We start from the raw sequence: 21,061 nt of genomic DNA on the forward strand, positions 1-21,061 counted from the left end.
GGCCCCTCGCGCTACGAGGGGCTGGCGATATTTGCGTGTGCTGGGTGTACGCAGGTCAGGACGCGGGGGCGTAGACCTGCTTGCCGGCGAAGAAGGTGTTCATGACTTTGGTTTCGAACAGGTCGTCATCGCTGACCTTGAACACATCGCGGTCGAGAATGATCAGGTCGGCCTGCTTGCCCGGTGCCAGCGAACCGATCTGCTGATCCAGGCGCAGGGTTTTCGCCGCGTTGATGGTGTAGGCGTAGAACATGGTCTGGCGGTCGATGCTTTCCTTGGCATTGAGTACGCCCAACGGCCCCTTGCGCGTGCTGGCCTGGGCAATGGCGTTGAACGGGTTGGCGCTCGACACCGGCCAGTCGCTGCCACCGGCAATCGTCGCGCCGGCGTTATGCAAGGACCGCGCGGGATACTGGTAACCGTAGGCAAAGGCGCTGATGTAAGGCTTGACCAGTTCGACGGTGTAGGACTCGCTGGTGGCCCACAGCAGTTGCATCGAGGCGATCACGCCCAGTTGCTTGAAGCGCGGAAACTCCTTGGGGTTGACCAGTTGCAGGTGCGCGATGCTGTGGGGCACGTGCGTCGGGCTGAGCTTGCGCGCATAGGCCACGCCATTGAGCGCCTCACGCACCGCGCGGTCGCCGACGGCATGCATGTGCACGATCCAGCCGCGTTTTTCCGCCGCCACCACCAGTTCTCCGAAGTGCGCCGGGTCGGTCAGCAGTTGACCGTCCTTGTGGCTGTTCTTGTACGGCACCACGACTGCCGCCGTTTGTCCCGGGAACTCGAGAATACCGTCGACAAATATCTTCACGCCGGGGAACGTCAGGTTAGGCACGCCCTCGAACTGTTTCATCACCGTGGCGATCACTTCCAGGTCGGCGGGTTTGCTCTTCGGGTTGGTGACCATCAACGCGGCGACGTGGGCGCTGAGTTCGCCGTTCTGCGCCAGCTCCTTGTACAGCGGCAGCACGCCGACACTTTCCGCTGTGGCATGGAAATCGAACAACGAATCTTCACTGCCGCCGTTCGCCGCCGCGTCCATCCAGGCGGTGACGCCGAATTGATTGTTGATCTTCACCGCCTCGCGAGCGGCCTTGAGCATGGCCTCCGGGCTGGGCGCCGGAATCCCGTTGCGCACCACGTCCCAGCGGGATTCGGCAAAGTAGCCGTTAGGGGTGAAGTCCGCTTCATGGCCGACGAAGCTGCGCTCTTTCTCCGGCAGGCCTTTCACCAATGCCGCGTCGATGTTCAGGCGCTTGAGCATCGCGTTGTTGGCCCAACCGGTGTGCCCGTCGATGCCGCTGAAGACAATCGGTTGATCCGCCCAGCGTCCCTGGTTGAACACCTTGCCCAGTTCACGGCTTTTCTCCCAGTAGGCTGAACTCACCCCGGCCACGCTGATCACATCACCGGCCCGGGCACGACCGGCCTTGTCCTGCTCGATCAACCATTGCTCCAGTTCCGGCAAGGGTTTGACCTCGTCCAGCAGATTGGCCTTCATGCTGTCGAACGCCCCCACCACCGGGTGGCTGTGGGTGTCGATCATGCCCGGCATCAACACTTTGCCCGCCAGGTCGATGCGCTGGGTCTTGGCATCGGCCAGGGCATTGATTTCGGCATCGCTGCCCACTTTCAGAATCTTGCCGTCTTGCACCGCAACAGCCTGCACCAGTGCCTGGCCGGGTTCGGCGGTGAAGACCTTGCCGTTGAACAACACCAGGTCAGCGGCGGCCATGGCCTGCACCGACGACAAGGCAAGCGCGGCGGCCAACAGGTTTGGAATCAATCGCATCGGAACGCTCTCTAGTTTTTATGGGGCGGATCGGGAAGTAACCGCTTGAGAAACCACGTGTGGCGCAAGCCCCAGGAACGGCGCCTTGGCCCACACGACCTTGCCGCCGACCAGCGTCAGCAGCACGTCATTGCGGCCCAGTTCCTCCTCGGGCACCTGCATGAAGTTCTTGTCGAGCACGATCAGGTCAGCGAACTTGCCGACTTCGACCGAACCCAGCACCGCGTCCAGCTTCAGCTGTTCGGCGGAGCTGAGGGTGATGCTGCGCAGCGCTTCGGCTCGCGACAGCGCCGGATCGGTGTTGAGTCGCCCGGCATATTTGGGCCCATAGCTGTGCGGATTGGTCGGGTCGCCGGAACGGGTGACACCGACTTTCAGCGCCAGGAACTCATCAAGGGGATCGACCGGCCAATCGCTGCCAAACGCCACTCGGCCGCCGGCATGGGCGATGCTGCCCGAGGGTTCCATGCGCTCGAATCGCTCGGCGCCAAGGTGATCACTGGTGCCGTCGACCGTGGACGGTGCCTGCTGCGCCCACTGGAACGACATGGTGGCCGTGACGTCCAGTGCCTTGAAGCGCGAATAGTCGGCAGGGTCGACAGACTCGGCGTGGGCGATGGCCGGGCGGAAGTCTTGACCGGGCAGTTCCTTGCGTACGTAGGCGACGCTGTCCAGTGCATCGCGCACCGCGCGCTCGCCGGTGGCGTGCAGGTGCGGATCGAAACCGGCCTTGACCGCTTGCAGCAACAACGGATTGAGCACTTGCGGCGGGAAGTACAGTTCGCCCAGGTTCTTGCCCGGCGTCCACTTCGGCGCCTTGTCGGTGCCGCTGTTGTGCAGGTACGGGGTCAACATGGCGCCGGTGTCCGCCGGGGCATTGATAATGCCGTCCATGAACAGTTTGACGTGGCGCATGTTCACGCCCGGCGCGACGTTCACTTCACCCTGGTCATAGGTGCTGGCCAGGGCCTTGGCCTCGGCGATGGTTTTCACCGGGTCGGCGGCAGCAGCGGCCGGGTCCAGCTTGATCGCCAGCAAGGCCCGGGCGGTCAGTTCGCCGGACTTTTGCAGGCTGGTGAAGGCTTTGCCGTTTTCCGGACCGGACAGCGCATCCATGAAACTGGTGATGCCTTGCTGGCGCATGGCGTCGAGGGCTGCGCGAACCTGATTGAGTTTTTCCGCGTCGGTCGCAGGCGGCACCACGGCGGCCAACGATTCGGCGGCGCCGTCTTCACAGATGCCGTTCGGGTTGCCGGCGCTGTCGCGTCGGTACTTGCCGTCTTCGGGGTCGGCGGTGTTCTTGTTGATGCCGGCCAGTTCCAGGCCGCGAGAGTTGGTCAGCACGGTGTGGAAGTCGGTGGAGCGCACCTGGATCGGACGCTTGGTCTTGAGCGCGTCCAGGGTCGATTTGTCCGCATCGCCGTCGAGCCCGGTCATGCCCATGCGGTCCCAGCTGCCGACTTCCAGCCACACGTCCGGGCCCTTGTCCTTTTCGGCATCGAGGCAAGCCTGGATGCTCGCCTGAAACTGCGCACGGGTCATAGTCTGGTATTTCAGGTCGCACAAGGTCATGGCGCGACCGCCATCCCCCGGGTGCATGTGCGCATCGACGAAGCCGGGCATCAGCATGCGCCCGGCCAGGTCGATCAGTTGTGTCTGCTTGCCGATGTAGGCGTCGACCCCGGCATCGCTGCCGACATAAACGATCTTGCCGCCCGAAATGGCAATGGCCTGTTGCACGGAACTCCGGCCATCGACGGTGTAGACGTAGCCATTGCGCATGACCGTGTCAGCGGGTGCCGCCGCCAATGCCATGCCGGAAAATGCCGTCGTCGCCGCAACGGCGACAAAAAGCCTGGAAAGTCTCAAATGCCTCACCCCTGTTCTTATTGTTTTGAAGCGGCCCGAAGCGACTGCGCCAGCCCTTGTATAGACAGGGCCTACCCTATAGGGCGCAGCGTTCGAATGGACCTCTGCAAATGAGGAGGGGTGAGGCAAATAGTTGAAATGACGCGATTAATCGCGGCGCGAAGACTCAATCAACGAACCGGGCGAACGCAGGACCGAACCCAGCTCCACCTTGCTTTTCACGCCGAGCTGCAAATAGCAATTGCGCAGGTAAGTACGCACGGTCGCCGGGCTAAGGGACAGGAGTTTGGCGATTTCTTTGTAGGAATGGCCGGCGGCGAACAACATCGCCGCCGTGCGTTCCCGAGGCGCCAGGCCTTCGGCCCGTGATGGCGCTTCGAGGGACAAGATGACATGTTCGGCATTGGGGCTCAGGGTCAACGCGCAGCGGCCCAAACGAACCACGCAGGGCGCTTTTTGCAACTGTGAGACAACTTCGACCGGCAGCATTGAACCGTTCCAGCCGGGCAACTCGCGCTGGATCGCGGTGCACAGTCGGGCACCGACATACAGCAGGCTGCCGTCCAGGCGAGCAACACCGAAGTCGCTCGCACCATCATCGGTGTCGAAGCGAATCATGTCCTGCACCTGAAACCGCCATAGCTGGAACAGGTGATCACAGAACGCCGAAAACAGCTCTGCCTCGTGTTCATCGAAATGCTGTTCGTGCTGGCCGCGGTAGAGACAGACGAAGAACATCAAGCCACTCTCGGGCAACTCAAAGGTGATGCCCATCAAGTGGTAGAGATCGTAACGCCGGGCGAAATCGTTGACGGCTTCGCACGGGTCGTTGAACCCTTTATCACGCACCACCTCGCCGGGTTGACTCAGGGTGGTATAGGAGAACTGATCGTTTGCCGCGACCGGATGCCATTCGGCGGCAAAGGACTCGGGGAGATTGATGCTGCCGTGCATCCAGCTCTGCGGGACGACATTGGGACCCGGCGTAGACATCTCGCCCCACCAGGCCGACGCAAACGGCACCAGTTGACCGAATGCCTGCAAACCGTCGGCGATGAAGCGCGACGCGCCACTTTCCCGCGCAAGCCGTCCAACGTGCAACACGCAGCGATTGAACGCCTTCAGCGTGGCCATGGACGTGTTGTCGCCGGCCTTGATCCCCTCCTCCATCATTGCGATCCCGTTCACTGCATGGTTTTTGTCGTCTGGACGATGCCATAGGCTCGGGAACGGGTCCAGCGCACTTTGACATCAGCAGTTACAAACCGCTGTGCAACCCGTACAACGATGGTCGGCGGTCCTTGTGCAGATCATTGCGCGCACTGATGCGCTTGTTGCGCGCCTCGGCGAGGTTCAGCGTGGCCAGCAACATCTGCTCGCCGCCCTGCTCCGCCGGCCCGGCCAACGGATAACCGTCGGCATCGACGATGACCGAACCCTGGACCCAGCCGACCCCGCGTTCATGGCCATAACGATCACAGGCGGCGATGAACATGCGGTTGACCGAGGCATTGGCCTGCACCCGCAGCACTTCGGCCGGGCGCTCGGTCTGCGGCCGCGGACCGTCGGGCCAGTTGACCGGCGCGCACAGCAGATCGGCCCCGGCCAGCGCCGGAAGACGCACCCACTCGGGGAATTCCAGATCGTAGCAAATCAGCATGCCAAGGCGTCCATGCACCGTTTCGACCACCGGCGGTGGCGCATCGCCGGCCGTGAAGATGTCCTTCTCGGCATCCCACAGATGCGCCTTGCGGTACACCGCGCGCAGGCCATTGGCGTCGATCATCGCCGCGCTGTTGGCCAGTTCGTCACCGGGCAGGCGCTCGCAGAATCCGCCGACGATCACCAGGTTCAGCTCACGGGCCAGGGCCTGCCACAGTTGCAAGGTCGGACCGTCAACGGTTTCCGCCAGCGACAGCGCCTCAAAGCGGTCGGCAAACAGGTAGCCGCTCTGCACCAGTTCGGGCAGCACCACGACCTGGGCGCCCTGTAAGGCTGCCTGGCGAATCGCGCGCTCGGTGAGCGTGCGGTTGTAGGCCAGGTCGCCGATTTTCGGTGCCAGTTGGCAACAGGCGACCACGGTATTTTTTACGCTGTTCAACGCCCTGCCTCCGTAGATGAATGGGTCATGGCGACGATGTCGCTCTCGCTCAGCGCGTCGATCACCCGACGTTCGGCGGCCAGATCAAGCGAGCGGCTGAGCAGGTAATAGGTCAGGCCCGACACCACCAGGCCCACCAGCCAGGCGATGTCCACGCCTTCCAGCACTCGCGCAAGCGGGCCGACGAAAACTTCTTTGCCGGCGGCGGCATCGAAGATGTAGAAGAACGGCACCATGGCGGCGAAACCGATCAGGTACGAAACGATGCCGCGAAATTGCCAGGCGCCGTAGATGCCGTTTGGCGTGAAGAAATGCGGGATCGCATAACGGCCCTTGCGCACGAAGAAGTAGTCCACCAGGTTGACCGCGGTCCACGGCACGAGGAAGTACAGCAACAACACCAGGAAGGTGTTCAACAACGCGATGCCGTCACCTTTGATCGACAGCACGCAGGTCAACACAATGACGCTGATCACACTGATCGACAGCACACGGGCGCGGGGTGTCGGGGTGATTTTTTTGATCGAGTCGACACCGGTCAGCAGCGTCAGCATGGCGCTGTAGGTGTTGAGGGCGATGATCGGCAGGAAGCCCGCCACCGACACGATCACCAGCAGATTGCCCAGCCCCGGCACCATTGAGGAGCCGACCTGATTCAACGCCACCAGCGCATCCGCCGCTTTCAGCTCCTGGGCCAGCCAGGCGCCGAGGCCGATCATCCAGCTGCCGGACAACGAGGCGCCGATGAACACCGCGGCGATCAGTTTCGCCCGGCTGGTGTTTTTCGGCAGGTAGCGGGAATAGTCAGACACGTAGGGTGCATAGGAAATGTTGTAGCTGGCACCGATGGCAAACAGCGTGGCGAAGGCCACCCAGTTGAAGCCCAGGTCGGTCGCCGGCGTGACGCCTTCCTGGCCCGCGCCGAACATCAGGGCGATGGTCACCAGTGCGTACAGCGGCAAGGTCGCCAGCAAGGCCCACTTGAAGGCCTTGTGCATCAAGTCGTGGCCGTAGATCGACAACAGCGCGCCGATCAGCACCACGGCCACGGCGACGATGGTCGGGTCGATGCCGAACACATGCTCCAGGCCATTCATGATCAGCGAGATGTTCACCACGTTGAAACCGACGAACACAAACATCGTCGCCATCAACGCCAGGATCACTCCGCGATAGCCGAACTGGGCACGGGACTGGATCATCTGCGGCAGGCCCATTTCCGGGCCCTGGGAGCCGTGGAACGCCATGAAAATGGTGCCGAACATGATGCCCAGGGCACCGGCGAGCATGGTCCACAGCGCGGACAAGCCGAGGCTCGGGCCGACAAAGCCGATGGAGATGGTGAAGAAGTGGAAATTGCCCAGGAACCAGAAAGGCCCCTGGCTGCTGAGTTTGGCGTGGCGTTCGTTTTCCGGGATGTAGTCGATGGAGTGGCCTTCGATGGCCAACCCGCCGCTCGCCTCGGTGGCGTGCGCAGACACTGGGGAACCTGACATACGATTGTTCCTATGCTGTTGTTTGTTGTTTTTGTGGTAACAGCGCTCGCTACGACGTCCAGATCAGGTGAAACTCCAGAAAAAGCTGACGATGACGCTGGTTTCACGGCAATGTAGGGCGTGAGTCCGGGCAATAAAATATCGCAGGCACACTGTTCACATAGATCGACATCTATGTAAGCGAGAATCGGGAGCCCCCATGCTGGGAACTGTAACGGAGCTGGATCTGCGCCTGATCCGGGTATTTCTGACCGTCGTCGAGGCGGGCGGCATCTCGGCGGCGCAATCCGCCCTCAACACCACGCAACCCACGATCAGCGCGCAGCTGGCGACGCTGGAAGCCCGGGTCGGTTTCCGCTTGTGCGAACGCGGGCGCGGCGGGTTTTCGGTGACGCCCAAAGGCACTCAGTTCATCGACGCGGCCCGGCGCTTGCTGGCGGCGGCCGAGGGTTTTCGGGTCGAGGTGCAGCACATCAACCGCAAAGTCTCGGGCAGCATCAACATCGGCCTGCTGGGGCAAATCGATCCGGTGGCGAACAGGAAAATCGGCCAGGCCATTGCCCGTTTGCGGGCGCGGCACGAAGGGCTGTACTTCCACTTCACCGAGCTGTCGTCGTCGCTGCTGGAAGAAAAAATCATCAACGGCCATATCGACCTGGCCATCGGTTACTTCTGGCATCGCTTGCCCAGCATCGATTATTTCCCGCTGTTCCCGGAAACCCAGATTGCCTACTGCGCGCCCTCGCACCCGCTGTTCGGCAAGGTCGGCGCACTGACCCGGGAAGATGTCAGAGGGTTCGACTGGGTCTGGCCGAGCCATCCGCTGCCGGAAATGCCGGCCCCCACGTCCATCGAGCGCCTGACCGTGCTCACCGACAGCATGGACGGCGCGGCCCTGCTGATCCTGTCCGGCCAGCACCTGGGGTTTCTGCCGCAGCACTACGCGACCCGCCATGAACAGCTGGGACAGTTGCATCCGCTGAACCCGGATCTGTTGCGCTATGAGGTCAGCTTTCATGCGGCGGTGCGGCATTCGGCGCGGCAGCGGGATCTGGTGAGTGCGTTCCTGAACGAGCTGATCGAGATTTTCGGAGCGGTGTAGGTCCAGTGGGAGCGGTGGGTCAGTCGACGCCAATGCTGGCAGTAATGACGCCTTCGCGAGCAGGCTCGCTCCCACAGGGTTAGTGGGTGTACGCAAAATCTGCCAGCAACCGGATTACTGTAGGAGTGAGCCTGCTCGCGATAGCGGTAGGTCAGCCGACATCAATGTTGGCTGTAACGACGTCATCGCGAGCAGGCTCACTCCTACAGGGGGATGTGGTGGTTTCAGAAATGGATGTCCTTGGCCGGTATTACATCGATCCGCGCCACGGACCCGGTCAGGTGCGCCAGGTCCTTGTTGTGTTCGGCGATGATGTCTTCGGCGGTCAGGTTACCGTTGTCGACGGTGGAATGGGCATCGCCCGCCAGCACCACGTCGTAACCCAGTTTCAGGGCCTGGCGCACGGTGGCGTTGACGCAATAATCGGTCTGCAGGCCGCAGATGACCAGGCGCTCGAAGTCCTCCTTCGGCAACAGTTTCTGCAGATTGGTCTGGTAGAACGAATCCCCGGTGGTCTTGCGCACGCGGTGGTCCTTGGGCGAGGTTTCCAGCCCTTCGGCCAGTTGCCAGCCGGCAGCTTCATGCGCCAGCGGACTGTTTGCTTCTTCGTGCTGGATCAGCACCACGGGCACTCCCGCCTTGCGCGCCCGGGCGGACAGGTCATTGATGGTGTTGATGACCCGTCCAATCTCGAAGCACTCGTACTCACCGGAACACAAAGCCTGTTGGACGTCGATGATTAACAACGCAGTGGTCATGATTTCCTTCCTTGTGATGTCGATGGATCAGGGGACGAACATAAGCCCGTCCCCCTCCGGACACAAGCCTCAATAACCCAGCGACAACCCGGTGTTACGTCGTGGGTCGTTCGCTCCGTAGAAACGGTTCTTGCCTACCGGCTTCCCACCCAGGGATGGCGCGCCGACCAGGATCGCCGCCAGGTGGTTGGCATCCTGTGGACCGGCGAACTTGTGCCCCCAGCTCTCAAGGATTTTCACCGTGTCCAGGCTGGTGGTGAAGGCTTCCAGGTTGGTTTCCTCCGGCAGCCACTGCTGGTGGAAACGCGGTGCATCCACCGCTTCCTGGATGTTCATGCCGTAGTCGATCACGTTGAGCATGGTCAGCAAGGTCGCGGTGATGATGCGGCTGCCGCCCGGAGTGCCGACCACCATCACCACTTTGCCGTCCTTGGTGACGATGGTCGGGCTCATGGACGACAGCGGCGCCTTGCCGGGCGCGATGGCGTTGGCCTCGCCCTGCACCAGGCCGTACATGTTCGGTACGCCGATCTTTGAGGTGAAGTCGTCCATGGTCGGGATTACGTATTGCGCCTCCCCATCGAGGCAGTATCCTTAACGCCTGTTCAGCAATTGTGCGCGAGCCCTGGCATGACCTATACCTGCATCACCGTGGCTTCACCTGTCGGCCAGTTGAAGCTGGTGGCGAACGGTTCACGACTGGCGGCCATCCTCTGGGAAAACGACAAACCCGGCCGGGTACGCCTCGGGCCGATGAGCGAAGCGCCGGACAATCCGATCCTGGTGCGCACGGCTGCGCAGCTACGCGAATATTTTTCCGGCACCCGCGACCGCTTCGAACTGGATCTGGATTTTTCCGGCACGGAATTTCAGAAGAAGGTCTGGGCGGCGCTGCTGACCATCCCGTTCGGCGAGACCCGCAGCTACAGCCAGATCGCCGAACAGATCGGCAACCCGACGGCGGTCAGGGCGGTAGGCGCGGCGAATGGCAAGAACCCGATTTCGATCGTGGCGCCGTGTCACCGGGTGATAGGTGCGTCGGGCAAGCTCACCGGGTTTGCCGGCGGGCTTGAGGCGAAGGAGCTGTTGCTGTCGCTGGAGGGCTGCGAGTGGTCGGGAGCAAGTCGCATGGATGATCTGTTTTAGGGAGCTTTTGTGGCGAGGGGGCTTGCCCCCGTTCGGCTGCGAAGCAGTCGTCATCGCGGAGCGTGTGAACGTCCAGAATAAAAGTACAAATGTTTTTGGGACCGCTGCGCAGTCCAACAGGGGCAAGCCCCCTCGCCACAAAAGCCCTTCCACCACAGGGTCAGGTTGGGGCGAAAAGGTTTTTCATCGCCGCATACTGCAACAGCATGATGGTCTTGGCGTCGCAGATCTCACCGCGGTAAAACGCTTCGAGCGCGTCGTCGAACGCCCACTCCAGCACTTCCAGCTCTTCGGTTTCCGACTCCAGCCCGCCGCCGGCGCTGACTTTCGAGGTCGCATCGTATTCAGCGACGAAGAAGTGCAACTTTTCCGTCACCGAGCCGGGGCTCATGTAGGCCTCGAATACCTTTTGCACATGGTGCACGCGATACCCCGTCTCTTCCTCCGCTTCATCGCGGATGCGGTCTTCAGGCGCCGCGCCTTCCAGCAGCCCCGCCGCCACTTCGATCAACAGCCCGTCGTGACCGTTGACGAACACCGGCAGGCGAAACTGCCGGGTCAGTACCACGGTTTTCTTTTCGCGGTTGTACAACAGAATTGCCGCGCCATTGCCACGGTCGTAGACCTCCCGGACCTGGCGTTGCCACTCGCCATTGTTGCGTTGGTAATCGAAGGTGATTTTCTTGAGCAGGTACCAGTCGTGGGACAACACCTGAGACTCAAGGATGTTGACCCGCTCGGCTGTGTTCGACATGGCAACGCGTCCTGTTATTGGTCTGAGGGGCCATATGTTAAGTGAAAACGGACAGCGCTTGCCCCCTCAAGCAAGCTGCCCGTTGGCCACGGTTCAACTTTTCCGGGGATGGAACAATCGCTGCAAGCGGGATAGGCTGCGGCTTCAATGCCATAAGGATATAGCCATGAACCTGCGTATCGAGCTGTCGCAAAACCCCACGGATGAACAACGCCAGGCCATCCTCAAACCGTTGCGCGCCTACAACGGCTCGAAGGCCGAAGGTAACGTGCCTGAGCACATCGCCTTGCTGGTGCGCGACGACAACGACGAGATCCTCGGCGGCCTGCATGGCCGATTGTTTTACCAGTGGCTGTACATCGACTTGCTGGTGGTACCGGAACAGGCCCGGGGACAGGGCCTGGGTTCGAAACTGATGCAGATGGCCGAGGACCTGGCGCGGGAACGGCGCTGCGTCGGGCTCTGGCTCGACACCTTTGAATTCCAGGCGCCGGAGTTCTACAAGAAATGCGGCTACAGCGAGATCGGGCACATTGCCGATTACCCGCCGGGGCACAAGCACTTCTTCTTCCAGAAGCGCCTGAGCTACTGACCAGCACACAAAACCCCTGTAGGAGCGAGCCTGCTCGCGATGGCGGACTGTCATTCAACATTGATGTCGACTGACTTACCGCTATCGCGAGCAGGCTCGCTCCTACAGGGGTATGCAATAAACCTTCAAATCACAGGCAAGTCGCCAACGCCGCCAACCGGCGCTTGGCCACGAAATCGTCCTTCTGTGCGTAGTAGCTCAACACTGTGCCCGAGGCATCGGTGGTCACGTCGACGAAGGACTCCGCCGAACGGGTGTAAACGGTCGTGCCGCCCTTCTCCCCCGGTTGCAGATAGGCAGCGGCATCGACGCCGAACACGGCCTCGTCCTGCCAGGAAAACTGTACGCACTGGGCGACGTCTTTTGCCGGTTTTTCCGAGTTCAGGGTCTTGTAAGGGGCCTTGGTGCGGGCGTCGTTCATCGCCGAGCCGGCGCATCCCGCCAGCAACGTCACGGCCAGCGCCGCCATCAGAATTCGCATTGCATTCACTCATCGGGAAAAAGCGGACTTTATCACCCCGGCAGCCCGTATCGTTCTGCTTTACTGCATTTATACCGCGACAGCGCGCAACGATTCGCGCACCCTGTCGCGCCAATAACGCTGCATCGCACCCCTGACTGGAAACCTGATGACACCTAATGCCGAGTTCTACAAACCGAGCACTGAATATGCCGACAAGCTGATCAGCCAGATCGGTCAGACGCCTTCCTGGATTGCCAAGCGAATCGGCGTCACCGACAAGCGGATTCGCTACATCCTCGACGGCGAAAGAACCGTCAAAGGCGAAACCACGCCGATCCAGATGACCTACACCGAGCAGTTTGCCCTCGAATGCCTGGCGGCAGCGGCCAAGGCCAGCAAGAAGCAGTCTTCGTAATCCCCACTCAAGGAGCAACCATGGCGGCAACCGAGCAGCAACACGAACAGGCACTCAAGCGCTTTCTCGACGAACGCCCCGAGTTGCGCCACGACCTCGATCATCTCAACCCGTTGCTGGCCCAGGCCAAGGGCGAAACCGCGGCGCAGTACCGTGACGAACGCTTGCACGAAGCCTTCGAAGCCGAAGCCGAGCGCCTCGGGCTGTTCGCCTGGGAACTGACCCTGAAATTGACCGCTGCCACCCCCCGGGACTATGAGGCCCAGCGCCTTGAAGTACACCGCGAAGTCGCGGAAATGGCCGGGATGGATTGGCTGGAGTATTGCGACCTGTACGGGATAGCACCCTAGCCAGCACTCCTGGCGAGAAAGCTTTATCATGGCCGCAGTTTCGCTGATCGAGTGCACCATGAAGTTCGCCATTGCCGTGTTTTCCGCCGCCCATGCGCCCTCCTCGCGCCGCGCCTTGCTGTTCGCCCAGGCCGCGCTGGCCGGCGGGCATGAGATTGTCCGGCTGTTTTTCTACCAGGATGGCGTCTACAACGCCTCCGCCAGTGTGGTCACGCCCCAGGATGAACTGGACCTGCCCCGGCAATGGCATGCCTTTGTCAGCGACCATCAACTCGATGGCGTTGTATGTATCGCCGCCGCATTGCGTCGTGGCGTGTTGAACGAGGAAGAAGCCAGGCGCTATCAGCGCGAGGCGGTGGCCGTCGGTGCGCCGTGGGAACTGTCCGGCCTCGGCCAATTGCATGACGCGGCGCAGGATGCCGACCGTCTGATCTGTTTCGGAGGCGCATGACATGGCCAAATCCATATTGATCATCAGCCGCCAGTCGCCATGGTCTGGCCCAGGGGCGCGGGAAGCTCTGGATATCGTGCTGGCCGGGGGCGCTTTCGATCTGCCGATCGGCCTGTTGTTTCTCGATGACGGCGTGTTCCAGCTGGCCGCCAGTCAGAACGCCAAAGCCCTGCAACAGAAAGACCTGAGCGCCAACCTGCAAGCCCTGCCGATGTTCGGTGTCGAGGAACTGTTCGCCTGCGGCGACAGCATCGCCCAGCGTGGCCTGGACCCGAGCGGCCTGTCGCTGGAAGAAGCCCAGGTGTTGGCCGCCCACGAAATCACCGCCCTCATTGACCGTTACGACCAGGTGATCACCCTCTGATGCCGACTTTGCATGTGTTGTCTCATTCCCCGTTCGGTGACGAACGCCTGACCAGTTGCCTGCGCGTGATCGGCGCCAACGACGGGTTGCTGTTGTCCGGTGATGCCGCCTATGCGTTGCAGCCAGGCACCGCGCCGTTCACGGCGCTCAGCGCACGCGGCCTGAAGCTGTTCGTGCTGGCTGAAGATGCCCAGGCCCGCGCGCTTGCGGTTCCAGACTGGGCCAAAGCCATCGATTACCCGGCCTTCGTCGAACTGTCGATTCACTACGACAAGGTCAACAGTTGGCTATGAATGCATTGACGGTCGGCGCCCGCGCCATCGAGCTGGACAAGGACGGTTTCCTGGTCGAACTGAGTGACTGGTCCGCCGATGTGGCCAGTGCCCTGGCGGCTGCCGAAGACCTCGAGTTGACGCCCGATCACTGGGAAGTCCTCGAACTGCTGCGCAGCTTCTACGCCGAGTTCCAGCTGTCACCGGCCACCCGCCCGTTGATCAAGTACACCGCCCTGAAACTCGGCCCGGAAAAAGGCAACAGCCTGCACCTGAACCGACTGTTCAAAGGCACTCCCGCCAAACTCGCCGCGAAACTGGCGGGCCTGCCCAAACCGACGAATTGCTTATGACCGATTACCCAGCACTGACACTCGAAACGCCCGCCGAGCATCCGTTCGCCCAGTTCGTGCGGATCCTTGGCAAAGGCAAGCGCGGCGCCCGCGATTTGACCCGGGTCGAAGCCCGCGAAGCCATGGGCATGGTGTTCGATGAAAAGGTCGAGGAAACCCAGCTCGGCGCATTCCTGATGCTGTTGCGACACAAGGAAGAAAGCGCCGAGGAAATGGCGGGCTTCACCGAGGCCTTGCGCGAACGCCTGAATCCTCCGGCGCTGGCGGTGGATCTGGATTGGCCGACCTATGCCGGCAAGAAGCGGCACTTGCCGTGGTATCTGCTGGCGGCCAAGTGCCTGGCGCAAAACGGCGTGCGGATTTTCATGCACGGTGGCGGCGCCCACACGGCAGGTCGCTTGTACAGCGAACAACTGCTGGGCGAACTGAACATCCCGCTGTGCCGCAACTGGCAACAGGTGGGTTCGGCACTGGATAACGGCGGCCTGGCCTTCATGCCATTGATGGACTGGGCGCCACAGCTGCAACGCATGATCGACCTGCGCAACACCCTGGGCCTGCGCTCGCCGATCCACTCCCTGGCGCGAATTCTCAATCCGCTGGGCGCGCGTTGCGGCCTGCAGAGCATTTTCCACCCGGGTTATCAGGCGGTGCATCGCGATGCCAGCGGCCTGCTGGGTGACACCGCCATCGTGATCAAGGGCGACGGCGGCGAAATCGAGATCAACCCGGACGCTGACAGCCACCTGTACGGTACGAGCGGAGGCGAGAGCTGGGACGAGGAATGGCCGCAGTTGTCGGCGCAGCGTCACGTCAAACCCGCCTCGCTTGAGCCTGAACATTTGAAAGCGGTCTGGCGTGGCGATGTGGTCGACAGCTACCCGCAAATGGCCCTGATCTCGACCATGGCCCTGGCTCTGCGCGGCCTGGGACAGAGCCGCGAACAGGCTTTCAAAACCGCTGAAAAATACTGGGCTGCGCGGGACAAATCGATTTAATCGATCATTCGCGCCCGATCTTTGCGCTTTTTGTTCGAACTCATCGGAATAGACTCGACTCCATCGATCACGGGTTTCGGGAGTCTTGAACATGGGTTTGTTAGTTGATGGCCGCTGGCAGGACAAGTGGTACGAAAGCAGCAAGGACGGCGCGTTCCAGCGTGAACAGGCGCAGCGTCGCAACTGGTTGACCGCTGACGGCAAGCCGGGACCGACCGGCGTCGGCGGTTTTGCGGCCGAGCCCGGACGCTATCACCTGTACGTGTCCCTGGCCTGTCCATGGGCCCATCGCACGCTGATCCTGCGCAAACTCAAAGGCCTCGAAAAGCTGATCGACGTCTCGGTGGTCAGCTGGTTGATGCTGGAAAACGGCTGGACCTTCGACCAGAGCCTCGGTTCGACCGGCGACAAGCTCGATCACTTCGACTTCATGCACCAGCGCTACACCGCCGACACCGCCGACTACACCGGCCGCGTCACCGTCCCGGTACTGTGGGACAAACAGCAAAAACGCATCGTCAACAATGAATCATCGGAAATCATCCGCATGTTCAATGGCGCCTTCGACGATTTGACCGGTAACGACCTGGACTTCTACCCGGCGCCGCTGCGCGGTGAGATCGATGCGTTGAACGAGCGGATTTATCCGGCAGTGAACAATGGCGTGTACCGCGCCGGATTTGCCACCTCGCAACAGGCTTATGAACAAGCCTTCGATGAGGTGTTTGCCGAGCTGGACCGCCTGGAGTTGCTGCTGGGCGCCAACCGCTACCTGACTGGTGAGTACCTGACCGAAGCGGACATCCGCCTGTTCACCACGCTGATTCGCTTCGATGCGGTGTACTACGGGCACTTCAAGTGCAACCTGCGGCGGATCGCGGATTATCCGAACCTGTCGAACTGGCTGCGGGAAATCTATCAGTGGCCGGGGATCGCCGAGACGGTGGACTTCACCCACATCAAGAACCACTACTACGCCAGCCACCGCACCATCAACCCGACGGGTGTGGTGCCCAAAGGCCCGGCCCAGGACTTCACCGCGGCCCATGATCGGGAGCGGTTGAGTGGGAAAGGGGTTTGGCGCAAGGCCTGAAATCGAACTGCAATTTGAAAGTGGATGAGATCAATTGTGGCGAGGGGGCTTGCCCCCGTTGGGGCGCGAAGCGGCCCTGAAATCGGATAGCGAGGTCTTACTGAAAGACCGCGTTTGCTGATTATACGGCTGCTTCGCAGCCGAACGGGGCGATGCGGCGTTCCGACAAGCCCCCTCGCCACAAATCAGACCTGCCCCTGAGCCCCTTCAAACCACGCCAGTTTCTCGCGCAGTTGCACCACTTCACCGACGATCACCAATGTCGGCGCATGCACCTCATGCTCCGCCACCAGCTGTGGCAGGTCTGCCAGGGTGCCGGTAAACACCCGCTGGTTGACCGTGGTGCCCTGCTGGATCAGTGCCGCCGGGGTATCGGCGGCGCGACCATGCTTGATCAACTGTTCGCAGATGATCGGCAAGCCCACCAGCCCCATGTAGAACACCAGGGTTTGCGCCGGGGCCACCAGATCGGCCCATGGCAAATCGCTGGAGCCGTCCTTGAGGTGGCCGGTGATGAAACGCACCGACTGCGCGTAATCGCGGTGAGTCAGCGGAATCCCGGCATAGGCCGCGCAACCACTGGCCGCCGTGATCCCCGGCACGACCTGGAACGGGATGCCATGGGCCGCCAGTTCTTCGATCTCCTCACCACCACGACCGAAGATGAACGGATCACCGCCCTTCAATCGCACCACGCGCTTGCCTTGCTTGGCCAAGTCCACCAATTGCTGGTTGATCTGATCCTGCGGCACCGCGTGATCGGCTCGGCGCTTGCCGACGTAAACCCGCTCGGCGTCGCGACGACACAGCTCAAGAATTGCCGGTGCGACCAAACGGTCGTACAGCACCACGTCGGCTTGCTGCATCAGACGCAATGCCTTGAACGTCAGCAGGTCGGGGTCACCTGGCCCTGCGCCCACCAGATAGACCTCACCGGTCGCCACTGGCGCTTCGCCATCGATTTTCGCCTGGAGCAGACGCTCGGCTTCACCGCCCTGCCCGGCCAGTTGCCGGTCGGCAACCGGCCCCTGGAAAACATCTTCCCAGAACGCCCGACGCTGCTGCACATCCGGAAACAGGCCTTTGACCTGATGGCGAAAGCGCGCCGCCAGACCGGCCAGGTGACCGTAGGTGGAAGGAATCCAGGTTTCGATCTTGGCGCGGATCAAACGCGCCAGCACCGGCGCATCGCCGCCGCTGGACACTGCAATGATCAACGGAGAACGGTCGACGATGGCCGGGAAGATCACGCTGCACAGGGCTGGCGCGTCCACCACGTTGACCGGCACGCAACGCCGATGGGCATCGGCGGAGACTTGTGCGTTCAGCGTTTCGTCGTCGGTGGCGGCAATGATCAGCCCGCAACCGTCCAGATCCGCCTCGGCATAGCCACGTAACAGGCACTCGCCACCGCTGCCGGCAACCAGCTCGCGCAGTTGCGCTTCGATTTCAGGTGCAACCACCCGCAGCAGCGCACCGGCATCGGCCAGCAGGCGGGACTTGCGCAAGGCAATCTCCCCCCCGCCGACGACCAACACACGACTGCCGCGAAGGTTATGGAACAGCGGCAGATAGTTCATTTAGCCGATGACCTCGAGGCCACCCATGTACGGCTTGAGGACTTCAGGCACACGGATCGAACCGTCGGCCTGCTGGTAGTTCTCGAGCACCGCCACCAGGGTACGACCGACTGCAAGACCGGAGCCGTTCAGGGTGTGTACCAGTTCCGGCTTGCCGGTTTCCGGGTTGCGGAAACGCGCCTGCATGCGGCGGGCCTGGAAGTCGCCGCAGTTGGAGCACGACGAGATTTCGCGGTACTTGTCCTGGCTCGGGATCCACACTTCCAGGTCGTAGGTCTTGACCGCGCTGAAGCCCATGTCGCCGGTGCACAGCGCCAGGGTGCGGTAAGGCAGTTCCAGCAGTTGCAGGACTTTCTCGGCGTTGGCGGTCAGGCCTTCCAGCGCTTCCATCGACTGCGACGGCTCGACGATCTGCACCATTTCGACTTTGTCGAACTGGTGCTGACGGATCATGCCGCGGGTGTCGCGGCCCGATGCGCCGGCTTCACTGCGGAAGCACGGCGTGTGGGCGACGAACTTGATCGGCAGCAGTTTCGAATCGACGATTTCGCCGGCGACGATGTTGGTCAGCGACACTTCGGCGGTCGGGATCAGGTACAGGTCGGCTTCGCCTTCGCGCGCGATCTTGAACAGGTCTTCTTCGAACTTCGGCAGCTGGCCGGTGCCTTGCAGCGCCGGAGCCTGGACCAGATAAGGCGTGTAGGCCTCTTCGTAGCCGTGCTCGGTGACGTGCAGGTTGATCATGAACTGCGCCAGGGCGCGATGCAGACGGGCAATCGGACCGCGCAGCAGGGCAAAACGGGCGCCGGACAGCTTGGCGGCGGTTTCGAAGTCCAGCCAGCCGAACTTCTCGCCCAGGGCCACGTGGTCCTGTACCGGGAAATCGAAGGCAGTCGGCGTGCCCCAACGGCGCACTTCGACGTTGCCGTCTTCGTCATCGCCGACCGGCACAGATTCGTGCGGCAGGTTGGGAATACCCAGCAGGATCGAGTCCAGATCGGTCTGGATCTTTTCCAGGGCGATTTTTCCGTTGTTCAGTTGGCTGCCCATGTTTTCGACATTCGCCATCAGCGGCGCGATATCTTCGCCACGCTGCTTAGCTTGACCAATGCTTTTGGAAATCGCGTTGCGTTCGGCCTGCAGCCGTTCAGTTTCGGTCTGGACTTCCTTACGCTGTTCTTCCAGCGCTTCGATGCGCGCAACATCCAGGGCATAGCCACGGGATGCCAGGCGGTCCGCTACGTCCTGAAGGTTGCTACGTAACAGTTTGGAATCGAGCATGTCGGTTTCTCGTTTATCAAAGTTTGGTCAAGGACAGGCCGGCCCAGGTGGCAAGCAGCCCGCCGAATACGCTGAGCGCCGCATAGCCCAGGGCCAGCAGCACTTGCCCGCTTTCCAGCAGGCGCACCGTATCCAGTGAAAAGGATGAAAAAGTCGTCAGCCCCCCAAGGAAGCCGACGATCAACCCGGCACGCACCTCGATGGGCACCTCCGGGCGTATCAAAAACAGACCGTATAGAACGCCGATCAGCAAACAGCCCACGATATTAACGGCCAGCGTCGCGGTATAGAAGTGCCGCGGCCAATTAGCATTGATCCAGTTGCCCGTGGCAAAGCGCAACAACGTACCGGCCATCCCGCCAACGGAAACCGCAACAATCAGTGGAAGCACTATTTTCTCCGCTGCCTTGGGCTTAAACGGTCGAGTTTTGCCAGGTGATTGAGCTTCTCGCCGATTTTCAACTCAAGGCCACGGGGGACCGGTTGATAGAACGGGATCGGGTCGAGTTCTTCCGGGAAATAGTCTTCGCCGGCGGCATAGGCGTCCGGCTCATCATGGGCATAACGGTATTCATCGCCGTAGCCCAGTTGCTTCATAAGCTTGGTCGGCGCGTTGCGCAGGTGCAGCGGCACTTCCAGCGAACCGTGCTCGGCGGCGGCGCGCAGTGCCGTCTTGAAGCCCATGTACACCGCGTTGCTCTTTGGTGCACAAGCCAGATAGGTGATGGCCTGGGCCACCGCCAGCTCGCCTTCTGGGCTGCCGAGGCGCTCCTGCACTTCCCAGGCCGCCAGGCACAGGCTCAGGGCACGCGGGTCGGCATTGCCGATGTCTTCGCTGGCCATGCGCACCACCCGCCGAGCCAGGTACAAGGGGTCGCAACCACCGTCGATCATCCGTGCGAACCAGTACAAGGCGCCGTCGGGGTTGGAGCCACGCACCGATTTATGCAGCGCGGAAATCTGGTCGTAGAACGCCTCACCACCCTTATCGAAGCGTCGGCGGGTATCGCCTAGCAGACTTTGCAGGAGCCCGGTGCCGATTTCGCTGTTGTCTTCAGCCAGGTCCGAGGCGTTTTCCAGCAGGTTGAGCAGGCGTCGACCATCGCCGTCCGCGGCCGACAGTAGCATCTGGAAGCCTTCGTCGCTGAGGGTCAGGTTGCGCTTGCCCAGCCCCCGTTCTTCGGTCAGCGCACGGTGCACCAGTTTGCGCAGGGCCGCTTCGTCGAGACTTTTGAGCACGTAGACCCGTGCCCGGGAGAGCAAGGCGTTATTGAGTTCGAACGATGGGTTTTCCGTGGTCGCGCCGATGAAAATCAGCGTGCCGTCTTCGACATAGGGCAGAAACGCATCCTGCTGGGATTTGTTGAAACGGTGTACTTCATCGACGAACAGGATGGTGCGGCGGCCGTACTGCGCGGCCTGCTGCTTGGCGATTTCCACCGACTGGCGGATCTCCTTGACCCCGGCCAGCACCGCCGAGACCGTTTCGAAGTGCGCCTCCGAGACTTCCGCGAGCAATCGCGCCAGGGTGGTTTTGCCCACGCCCGGCGGCCCCCAGAAAATCATCGAATGCAGGGCACCCTGCTCCAGCGCTTCGCGCAGAGGCTTGCCGCGAGCGAGCACGTGCTCCTGACCGACGTACTCGTCCAGATTGGCCGCACGCAGGCGGGCGGCCAATGGCTGGGCGATGGGGGTGCTGCGAAACAGATCCATGGTTACCTAAAAAACCTCACTGCCTATCAGCCAAATCATTAAACACCGCAAGCCCCTGTGGGAGCGAGCTTGCTCCGGGCGGCGTTCCGACGATAGCGTCAGGTCAGTCGACATT

23 protein-coding genes and 1 pseudogene are annotated in these 21,061 nt (G+C 61.7%); 11 read left to right on the plus strand and 13 right to left on the minus strand.

What is annotated here, in order from left to right; all coding sequences use genetic code 11:
* Positions 1-55 precede the first annotated feature (55 nt).
* The 5 genes from AC3IX1_RS17870 to AC3IX1_RS17890 all read right to left on the minus strand — a co-directional run bounded on the left by AC3IX1_RS17870 (position 56) and on the right by AC3IX1_RS17890 (position 7,261).
* Positions 56-1,795 (minus strand): amidohydrolase, encoded by a 1,740-nt coding sequence (locus tag AC3IX1_RS17870; RefSeq protein ID WP_489385209.1) that lies wholly within the window; start codon positions 1,793-1,795, stop codon positions 56-58.
* 18 nt (positions 1,796-1,813) lie between these two features.
* On the minus strand, positions 1,814-3,610 hold the full coding sequence (locus AC3IX1_RS17875) for an amidohydrolase (RefSeq protein WP_489388758.1): 1,797 nt from the start codon (positions 3,608-3,610) through the stop codon (positions 1,814-1,816).
* Between the two features lie 201 nt (positions 3,611-3,811).
* Positions 3,812-4,834, minus strand: a complete 1,023-nt coding sequence (locus tag AC3IX1_RS17880) for a helix-turn-helix transcriptional regulator (RefSeq protein ID WP_489388759.1) — start codon at positions 4,832-4,834, stop codon at positions 3,812-3,814.
* An 88-nt stretch (positions 4,835-4,922) separates the two neighbouring features.
* Positions 4,923-5,765, minus strand: a complete 843-nt coding sequence (locus AC3IX1_RS17885) for a nitrilase family protein (protein ID WP_489385210.1) — start codon at positions 5,763-5,765, stop codon at positions 4,923-4,925.
* Positions 5,762-7,261, minus strand: a complete 1,500-nt coding sequence (locus AC3IX1_RS17890) for a purine-cytosine permease family protein (protein WP_489385211.1) — start codon at positions 7,259-7,261, stop codon at positions 5,762-5,764. Before AC3IX1_RS17890 ends, AC3IX1_RS17885 begins: the two co-directional genes overlap by 4 nt.
* A 199-nt stretch (positions 7,262-7,460) precedes the next feature.
* Between AC3IX1_RS17890 and AC3IX1_RS17895 the strand changes: the two genes are divergently transcribed.
* A complete protein-coding gene (locus tag AC3IX1_RS17895) occupies positions 7,461-8,363 on the plus strand; it encodes a LysR family transcriptional regulator (RefSeq protein ID WP_489385212.1) in 903 nt (300 codons plus the stop codon).
* Between the two features lie 224 nt (positions 8,364-8,587).
* On the opposite strand, the gene AC3IX1_RS17900 is transcribed toward AC3IX1_RS17895, so the two are convergent.
* Both AC3IX1_RS17900 and AC3IX1_RS17905 read right to left on the minus strand, forming a co-directional pair.
* Complete coding sequence (locus tag AC3IX1_RS17900; RefSeq protein WP_489385213.1) at positions 8,588-9,121, minus strand: cysteine hydrolase family protein; 534 nt, start codon at positions 9,119-9,121, stop codon at positions 8,588-8,590.
* A 69-nt stretch (positions 9,122-9,190) separates the two neighbouring features.
* Positions 9,191-9,673 (minus strand): annotated as a pseudogene (locus tag AC3IX1_RS17905) (gamma-glutamyltransferase); the annotation flags it as partial.
* A 78-nt stretch (positions 9,674-9,751) separates the two neighbouring features.
* Between AC3IX1_RS17905 and AC3IX1_RS17910 the strand changes: the two are divergent.
* The gene (locus AC3IX1_RS17910; protein ID WP_489385214.1) at positions 9,752-10,267 is read left to right on the plus strand and encodes a methylated-DNA--[protein]-cysteine S-methyltransferase; all 516 of its coding nucleotides are present in this window, start codon (positions 9,752-9,754) and stop codon (positions 10,265-10,267) included.
* Positions 10,268-10,427: 160 nt separating this feature from the next.
* Here the strand turns inward: AC3IX1_RS17910 and AC3IX1_RS17915 are convergent, their stop codons facing one another.
* Complete coding sequence (locus tag AC3IX1_RS17915) at positions 10,428-11,021, minus strand: NUDIX domain-containing protein (RefSeq protein WP_489385215.1); 594 nt, start codon at positions 11,019-11,021, stop codon at positions 10,428-10,430.
* Between the two features lie 166 nt (positions 11,022-11,187).
* Between AC3IX1_RS17915 and AC3IX1_RS17920 the strand changes: the two genes are divergently transcribed.
* On the plus strand, positions 11,188-11,613 hold the full coding sequence (locus AC3IX1_RS17920; protein ID WP_489385216.1) for a GNAT family N-acetyltransferase: 426 nt from the start codon (positions 11,188-11,190) through the stop codon (positions 11,611-11,613).
* Positions 11,614-11,743: 130 nt separating this feature from the next.
* On the opposite strand, the gene AC3IX1_RS17925 is transcribed toward AC3IX1_RS17920, so the two are convergent.
* On the minus strand, positions 11,744-12,094 hold the full coding sequence (locus AC3IX1_RS17925; protein WP_489385217.1) for a hypothetical protein: 351 nt from the start codon (positions 12,092-12,094) through the stop codon (positions 11,744-11,746).
* 148 nt (positions 12,095-12,242) lie between these two features.
* Here AC3IX1_RS17925 and AC3IX1_RS17930 point away from each other — a divergent pair, with 148 nt between their 5' ends.
* The 8 genes from AC3IX1_RS17930 (at position 12,243) to AC3IX1_RS17965 (ending at position 16,372) form a co-directional block, all read left to right on the plus strand.
* Positions 12,243-12,491: a hypothetical protein gene (locus tag AC3IX1_RS17930; protein WP_008015571.1), complete on the plus strand. Its 249-nt coding sequence runs from the start codon at positions 12,243-12,245 to the stop codon at positions 12,489-12,491.
* Positions 12,492-12,511: 20 nt separating this feature from the next.
* Positions 12,512-12,841 (plus strand): DUF6388 family protein, encoded by a 330-nt coding sequence (locus AC3IX1_RS17935; RefSeq protein WP_489385218.1) that lies wholly within the window; start codon positions 12,512-12,514, stop codon positions 12,839-12,841.
* 58 nt (positions 12,842-12,899) lie between these two features.
* Entirely contained in the window at positions 12,900-13,292 is a 393-nt protein-coding gene (tusD, locus tag AC3IX1_RS17940) for a sulfurtransferase complex subunit TusD (RefSeq protein WP_223541447.1), read from the plus strand.
* A gap of 1 nt (position 13,293) precedes the next feature.
* Complete coding sequence (tusC, locus tag AC3IX1_RS17945; protein WP_489385219.1) at positions 13,294-13,656, plus strand: sulfurtransferase complex subunit TusC; 363 nt, start codon at positions 13,294-13,296, stop codon at positions 13,654-13,656.
* The gene (tusB, locus tag AC3IX1_RS17950) at positions 13,656-13,949 is read left to right on the plus strand and encodes a sulfurtransferase complex subunit TusB (RefSeq protein WP_489385220.1); all 294 of its coding nucleotides are present in this window, start codon (positions 13,656-13,658) and stop codon (positions 13,947-13,949) included. The genes tusC and tusB overlap by 1 nt, the downstream gene beginning before the upstream one ends.
* Positions 13,946-14,281, plus strand: coding sequence for a TusE/DsrC/DsvC family sulfur relay protein (locus AC3IX1_RS17955; protein WP_489385221.1), 336 nt, complete (start codon positions 13,946-13,948; stop codon positions 14,279-14,281). The genes tusB and AC3IX1_RS17955 overlap by 4 nt, the downstream gene beginning before the upstream one ends.
* Positions 14,278-15,279: a glycosyl transferase family protein gene (locus tag AC3IX1_RS17960; protein ID WP_489385222.1), complete on the plus strand. Its 1,002-nt coding sequence runs from the start codon at positions 14,278-14,280 to the stop codon at positions 15,277-15,279. The genes AC3IX1_RS17955 and AC3IX1_RS17960 overlap by 4 nt, the downstream gene beginning before the upstream one ends.
* A 91-nt stretch (positions 15,280-15,370) precedes the next feature.
* On the plus strand, positions 15,371-16,372 hold the full coding sequence (locus AC3IX1_RS17965; RefSeq protein WP_489385223.1) for a glutathione S-transferase family protein: 1,002 nt from the start codon (positions 15,371-15,373) through the stop codon (positions 16,370-16,372).
* 185 nt (positions 16,373-16,557) lie between these two features.
* On the opposite strand, the gene cysG is transcribed toward AC3IX1_RS17965, so the two are convergent.
* From cysG to AC3IX1_RS17985, 4 genes are read right to left on the minus strand one after another with little or no spacing between them, the layout of a single operon-like run.
* Positions 16,558-17,952 (minus strand): siroheme synthase CysG, encoded by a 1,395-nt coding sequence (gene cysG / locus AC3IX1_RS17970; RefSeq protein ID WP_489385224.1) that lies wholly within the window; start codon positions 17,950-17,952, stop codon positions 16,558-16,560.
* On the minus strand, positions 17,953-19,233 hold the full coding sequence (serS, locus tag AC3IX1_RS17975; RefSeq protein ID WP_489385225.1) for a serine--tRNA ligase: 1,281 nt from the start codon (positions 19,231-19,233) through the stop codon (positions 17,953-17,955).
* A gap of 16 nt (positions 19,234-19,249) precedes the next feature.
* On the minus strand, positions 19,250-19,624 hold the full coding sequence (gene crcB, locus AC3IX1_RS17980; RefSeq protein ID WP_460157311.1) for a fluoride efflux transporter CrcB: 375 nt from the start codon (positions 19,622-19,624) through the stop codon (positions 19,250-19,252).
* Positions 19,624-20,946 carry a replication-associated recombination protein A gene (locus AC3IX1_RS17985; protein ID WP_489385226.1) on the minus strand — a complete coding sequence of 441 codons (1,323 nt, stop codon included), beginning with the start codon at positions 20,944-20,946 and terminating at the stop codon, positions 19,624-19,626. Before AC3IX1_RS17985 ends, crcB begins: the two co-directional genes overlap by 1 nt.
* Positions 20,947-21,061 lie beyond the last annotated feature (115 nt).

Source organism: Pseudomonas sp. KH_046_2 (genome assembly GCF_057838985.1).

Coding starts and splice junctions, on each gene's coding strand:
- AC3IX1_RS17910 (WP_489385214.1), top strand. CDS start 9,752: ATGACCTATACCTGCATCACCGTGGCTTCACCTGTCGGCCAGTTGAAG.
- tusD (WP_223541447.1), top strand. CDS start 12,900: ATGAAGTTCGCCATTGCCGTGTTTTCCGCCGCCCATGCGCCCTCCTCG.
- AC3IX1_RS17880 (WP_489388759.1), bottom strand. CDS start 4,834: ATGGAGGAGGGGATCAAGGCCGGCGACAACACGTCCATGGCCACGCTG.
- tusB (WP_489385220.1), top strand. CDS start 13,656: ATGCCGACTTTGCATGTGTTGTCTCATTCCCCGTTCGGTGACGAACGC.
- AC3IX1_RS17915 (WP_489385215.1), bottom strand. CDS start 11,021: ATGTCGAACACAGCCGAGCGGGTCAACATCCTTGAGTCTCAGGTGTTG.
- AC3IX1_RS17900 (WP_489385213.1), bottom strand. CDS start 9,121: ATGACCACTGCGTTGTTAATCATCGACGTCCAACAGGCTTTGTGTTCC.
- AC3IX1_RS17935 (WP_489385218.1), top strand. CDS start 12,512: ATGGCGGCAACCGAGCAGCAACACGAACAGGCACTCAAGCGCTTTCTC.
- AC3IX1_RS17955 (WP_489385221.1), top strand. CDS start 13,946: ATGAATGCATTGACGGTCGGCGCCCGCGCCATCGAGCTGGACAAGGAC.
- AC3IX1_RS17890 (WP_489385211.1), bottom strand. CDS start 7,261: ATGTCAGGTTCCCCAGTGTCTGCGCACGCCACCGAGGCGAGCGGCGGG.
- cysG (WP_489385224.1), bottom strand. CDS start 17,952: ATGAACTATCTGCCGCTGTTCCATAACCTTCGCGGCAGTCGTGTGTTG.
- AC3IX1_RS17870 (WP_489385209.1), bottom strand. CDS start 1,795: ATGCGATTGATTCCAAACCTGTTGGCCGCCGCGCTTGCCTTGTCGTCG.
- AC3IX1_RS17920 (WP_489385216.1), top strand. CDS start 11,188: ATGAACCTGCGTATCGAGCTGTCGCAAAACCCCACGGATGAACAACGC.
- AC3IX1_RS17960 (WP_489385222.1), top strand. CDS start 14,278: ATGACCGATTACCCAGCACTGACACTCGAAACGCCCGCCGAGCATCCG.
- AC3IX1_RS17925 (WP_489385217.1), bottom strand. CDS start 12,094: ATGCGAATTCTGATGGCGGCGCTGGCCGTGACGTTGCTGGCGGGATGC.
- AC3IX1_RS17930 (WP_008015571.1), top strand. CDS start 12,243: ATGACACCTAATGCCGAGTTCTACAAACCGAGCACTGAATATGCCGAC.
- AC3IX1_RS17895 (WP_489385212.1), top strand. CDS start 7,461: ATGCTGGGAACTGTAACGGAGCTGGATCTGCGCCTGATCCGGGTATTT.
- AC3IX1_RS17985 (WP_489385226.1), bottom strand. CDS start 20,946: ATGGATCTGTTTCGCAGCACCCCCATCGCCCAGCCATTGGCCGCCCGC.
- AC3IX1_RS17875 (WP_489388758.1), bottom strand. CDS start 3,610: ATGGCATTGGCGGCGGCACCCGCTGACACGGTCATGCGCAATGGCTAC.
- tusC (WP_489385219.1), top strand. CDS start 13,294: ATGGCCAAATCCATATTGATCATCAGCCGCCAGTCGCCATGGTCTGGC.
- serS (WP_489385225.1), bottom strand. CDS start 19,233: ATGCTCGATTCCAAACTGTTACGTAGCAACCTTCAGGACGTAGCGGAC.
- AC3IX1_RS17965 (WP_489385223.1), top strand. CDS start 15,371: ATGGGTTTGTTAGTTGATGGCCGCTGGCAGGACAAGTGGTACGAAAGC.